A 4,407-nucleotide genomic window follows, 5' to 3' on the forward strand; every position below is an offset into this window, starting at 1 on the left:
AACTTCTTCCTTCCAACTTCTTCCTTCCAACTTCTTCCTTCCAACTTCTTCCTTCTAACTTCTTCCTTCTAACTTCTTCCTTCTAACTTCTTCCTTCTAACTTCTTCCTTCTTCCTTCCAACTTCTTCCTTATCAACCATGTCTATATTTTTTCACGAACAACTTTACCGCAGCCAAGAAATAATGACAAAGCTAAAAAATTTGTCAATAACTATTTGTGGTGCTGGTGCTTTAGGAGCAAATATTACAGAAAATTTAGCTCGTTCTGGGTTTAGTAAATTACGAGTAATAGATTACGATCGCATAGAAGAACGTAACTTATCTACTCAACCTTATTATCGTTCTGATATTGGGGCATTTAAAGTTAAAATTCTCACCAATAGTGTTTATCGCGCCCTGGGAATAAAAATTGATAGTCAATCTCAAAAGTTAAATGAAGAAAATGCGGATAAACTATTAGGAAAAAGTGAATTAGTTATAGATACTTTTGACAATAGTCTTAGTAGAAGTGTAGTAAAAAATTATTGTGCTAACTCTAATATTTATTGTCTTCATGTAGGATTAGCTTCTGATTATTCAGAAATAATTTGGAATGAAAATTATCGAGTACCTTCCCCTGCAAATGATGATGTTTGTGATTATCCTTTAGCGAGAAATTTGGTAATGTTAACTGTTGCTGTTGCTTGTGAAACTGTGATTAATTTTGCAGCGACTAAACAACAGCTTAACTTTACTGTGACTTTGGGAGATTTTGCTGTTAAACCATTATTTATGTAAGATCAAAATTCAGCAAAAAATTTGATTTATTTTTACCCAATTATTAATTATTAATTATTAAATAATTCTGGTTTAAAGCCTCCCCTTTTAAGGGGAAAAAAAGTGCTAGGATATTTCCTTATCTTCAATCCTCTCGGTTTTAACCAGAGGTAATTATCAATTATCCATTATCAATTAATGAAAGCACTTTTGAGAATAGTATGAATAATTAGAGTTTGCTGAAAAAGTCTGATGGATGAGGGTAGGAGTCAGGATTAATACCAAATCCGGTGATAAAAAAGGGTTTATCCAACTTCCAAGTTCTATTCATGCCAACGAAGATGCAAATTTTTTAATACGCTCTTAATTAATGCGGATTTGGTATAAGAAGTTAGGAGGAATGGGGAATCTAGAGGAGACAGGAGGGAGAATTATCCCTTAATTTTTCTGCCTCGCGTCAACCAAAAATCCTCACTTTTTGAGCTTTTTAGAACGAAAATCTTGTACTTTTTCCAGACCTAAAAATTCACTTACCTTTATGTGTCAATGCTTTTAGATTTAATCAGCAAGCCCTAATTAATAATTAATAATTAGAGAGAGTTTTCATTATCCATTGTTCATTATTAATTATCCATTATCCATTATCCATTATTCCCCTACTGAGGTCTAATCTAACGGTTGTGGATAAGCAACTCCATAACCTTGAACATAGTTTATTCCAATATCCTTAACTTTGTCCAATATCCTACGATCACTAACCAACTCAGCGATCGTCTCTAAACCCATCACATGACTAATATTGTTCATCCCCTCGACTATGGCATAATCTACGGGGTCATTAACAATATCCCTGACAAAACTGCCATCAAATTTTAAGTAATCTACAGGCAAATTTTTCAAGTAAGTAAAAGAAGAAACTCCACCACCAAAGTCATCTAGAGCAACGCGACAACCCAAACGTTTAAGTTGTTTAATTAACAAAGTAGTTTGAGACAGATTAGCGATCGCCACTGTTTCAGTAAGCTCAAAGCAAACTGTTTCTGGAGAAATATTAAATCTGGCAAATTGCTCTTGCAAAAAAGTAATAAACTCCTTGTCGTTAACAGTTTCGCCAGATATATTAATCCCATAAATAACCTCGACTGAATTGTTAGGTACTTGTCTAAGAAATCTTTCAGTCTCCTTATTTATAAAACAGGGTTGCAATTGATCTTTAACCTCTGACAAATACCTAAAAAAGTTTTGAACCACCCAACGATCAATCATTGGGTTCAGATGATATCGTTCTGCTGCTGGCAAGAATGCCATAGGTGGAATTATCTTACCTGTTTCATCTTTCAAGCGCAATAATATTTCATAATAAAACTTACTCAAATGGGAGTCTGACAAAGGTGCAACAGCTTGATAATATAAACAGAAAAGGTTTTGTTCACAAGCTTCATGAATTTTTGTCACCCAATGTAGAGTATTCCTTTGCTGTGGTACATCTCGATCGTCAGTTTGATAAACATGATAACAATTCCGACCTTGATTTTTAGCAATATAACAAGCAGCATCAGCAGCACTAAGAAGTATATTACTATCCTCTCTACCAGAGTTATTAATACTTTTTTGGTTAATAGCCACCAAACCAACACTCATACCAATATTAAAACTTTTCCCCTCCCAAGTAAACCGAAACTGCTGGAGCCTATCAATCAATTCTTGCACCAGTTCTTGAGCATTATTTATCGTACATTGTAGTAATAGTAAGCCAAATTCATCCCCACCGAGACGAGCCACAATATCTGATTTGCGACATACAGAATGTAATAAGGTGCTGACTTGGCGCAACAATTCATCTCCTGCTTGATGACCACAAGTATCATTAACTATTTTGAATCTATCCAAGTCTATATAAGCAAGAGTATGTTCTTGGTGATTTTCTTGCACAGTCACCAAAGAATTATCTAAGTATTTTTCAAATTCTCGACGGTTTAACAACCCTGTTAAAGAATCATGTCGAGCTTGCCAAGATATTTGATTTGTCAACTTGCGTTTGTCTGTCACATCTCGAAACACTAACACCGCCCCCAAAATTTGATTATCTTCTGTTTCAATTGGGGCAGCAGAATCTTCTATAGCATATTCTTGACTATCACGGGCTACTAATATAATATTATTGCCAACACTAACTACTCCCCGTTCTCGGAAAACTATATCTACCGGGTTCTCCATCGGTGTGCGTGTTACTTCATCAATAATTTGAAAAATCTCAGTTAGAGGTTTACCCTTAGCTGCGGCTAATTCCCATCCAGTCATTTTTTCAGCCATTGGATTTAGATAATCTACATGACCATTTTCGTCTGTAGTAATCACGCCATCGCCAATTGATTTTAAGGTAGTCTGAACTTTTTCTTTTTCTTGAAACAGAGCTAATTCTATCTTTTTGCGTTTTGTAATATCTTCGGAAATGCCTACAGTGCGATAAGTTTCTCCACTTTCATTCAGAACAGGAAAAGCCCGAGTCCAAATCCAACGAATTGTACCATCAGGTCGTACAATTCTATATTCATCATTGGTGAACTCACCCCGGCTTTGTTTCTCAAAAGATGCCACAAATAGATCCTTGTCTAGTGGATGAATACTATCACTAATTATTTCTACCTGTTTATATAAATCTTTGACAGAGCGACCCCAAATATCTTCAAAAGCAGGACTAATATAAATTAACTCACTTTTTTCTAGGCTGGTCATCCAAAAGACTTCTCGAATATTTTCTGCCATTTGCCGGAAATTTTCTTCGCTTGACTTAAGAGCATCCTCCGTTTGCCATCTTTTGATCGCTGTAGCTAGTACATTAGCAACTGCTTGTAGAAAATATGCATCATCCTCACTCAACCACCACTTCCTCTTACTATGTATCCCCACTATCCCAAAAGGTCTCTCCCTACCGGGAATAATTACACTAATTCCCGAAAGAACTTGATGCTCATTTAGCAGAAAATTGTCTTTAAATCTGTCTTCTTTACGCAAGTCTTCAACAATTATAGGTTGAGATGAATGTAATGTATAAGCTGCTTGAGAATCACTCTTAACATCTAGAACAAAATTACCTACAACTCCTTCTTGCCAACCAAAACCTGCTCGTAACAAGAAAGCATCTTCATTGGGCAGCAGTTCCAGAATCTCAGAATATTCTACATCTAATGTTTGGGGAACTATTGTTCCTATTTCATCCATCAGCACAGAAATATCTATACCTGCCAAAGCTTTTTGACTAAGTTCTGCTATAACTCGCTGGAGACGAACCTGATTTTTTAGAGCTTGATTAGCCAACTTTAATTGCTCAGTTTGCTCTATAACTTTTTGTTCTAGTTGGGCATTAAAAGTAGAAAGTTTTTGTTCAGCGTATTTGCGATCTGTAATATCTCGACCTTCAGGAATTAATAGTACCACATCTCCCATTTCATCAAAAACTGGCTTGAGGGAAAGATCTATGGTCATAACTTCGTGGTTTTTACCAACTACCATCATTTCATAACGAACAAACTCACCTGCAACTGCTTTAGCGATCGCTTGTCTAATTTGTGTTTGGGCAACTTTATATTTAGTTCCTATAGAACCCATTTGGTATCTTTTCCGTCCAAGGTTATACTAAGTAGCGATCGC

Annotated in this window: 2 protein-coding genes; one reads left to right on the forward strand and one right to left on the reverse strand. The window is 35.7% G+C overall.

Going from position 1 to position 4,407, the window contains the following annotated elements:
• Positions 1 to 138: 138 nt before the first annotated feature.
• The gene (locus tag ACP6PL_RS29410; protein ID WP_426548904.1) at positions 139 to 777 is read left to right on the forward strand and encodes a ThiF family adenylyltransferase; all 639 of its coding nucleotides are present in this window, start codon (positions 139 to 141) and stop codon (positions 775 to 777) included.
• 645 nt (positions 778 to 1,422) lie between these two features.
• Here ACP6PL_RS29410 and ACP6PL_RS29415 read toward each other — a convergent pair.
• Positions 1,423 to 4,365 carry an EAL domain-containing protein gene (locus ACP6PL_RS29415; RefSeq protein ID WP_426548905.1) on the reverse strand — a complete coding sequence of 981 codons (2,943 nt, stop codon included), beginning with the start codon at positions 4,363 to 4,365 and terminating at the stop codon, positions 1,423 to 1,425.
• Positions 4,366 to 4,407: the final 42 nt, after the last annotated feature.

Source organism: Dapis purpurea BLCC-M126, assembly GCF_050015975.1.
GTDB lineage: Bacteria > Cyanobacteriota > Cyanobacteriia > Cyanobacteriales > Microcoleaceae > Trichodesmium.